At 66.0% G+C, this 685-nt stretch carries 1 pseudogene; it reads left to right on the top strand.

The window, feature by feature from the left end:
- Positions 1 to 80 precede the first annotated feature (80 nt).
- Positions 81 to 685 (top strand): annotated as a pseudogene (locus AC1D2E_RS36040) (hypothetical protein); the annotation flags it as partial.

The raw sequence follows: 685 nt of genomic DNA, 5'->3' as shown, positions 1-685 counted from the left end.
CGAGCTGGGTCCAGAAGACGGTGACGGGGACGGCGACCTGCAACAACACCTATTTCGGGCAGGATCCCGCGCCTGGCGTCGTGAAAGCCTGCTATACGGTCGGAAGCACAAGCAGTGGGGACACCACAACGACGACGCCCACCGCGCCAAGCACCGGCGGCGGTACCCCGGTCGCGGGCGACATCGTCGACAGCTCGCTCAAGGTCAATGCGTCGTCCTACCGCTCGATTGCATCCCAGATGAACCAGGCCGCGGGCATCGCCTACCGCTACGGAACGGGCACGGCAACCGCTGGCACCTCGACGACCTACCCGGCAGCGCCGAACAACGCGTACCCCGCCAGCGCGCGCTTCACCAACATGACATGGCAGCTGGGTGCCTACGACGCCAACGAGGGCGACTACTCGACGACCATGGGACAGGTGGCCTGGGTGCCGGACAATCCCAGCCAGTATCTGGGCGTGTCGACGCTCGAGTTCCTGGCGCAGCGCAGCAACACCTTCTCGGAGGCCCCTCAGGCCAGCTGGGTGTATGGTGGCGACAGCCAGGATCGGAACACCAGGGACTACTACAAACCGATGATCCCGGCGGGTGTCCAGACGAACCCGGTGGCCATGGGCCGCTGCTACGCCCGCCTGACCTGGTGCGTGCAATCGGTCATGGCCTTGCAGAGCGGCCTGATCGG

The organism is Variovorax sp. P1_H2 (assembly GCF_056405295.1).
This window is presented reverse-complemented; position numbering and strand designations above follow the sequence as displayed.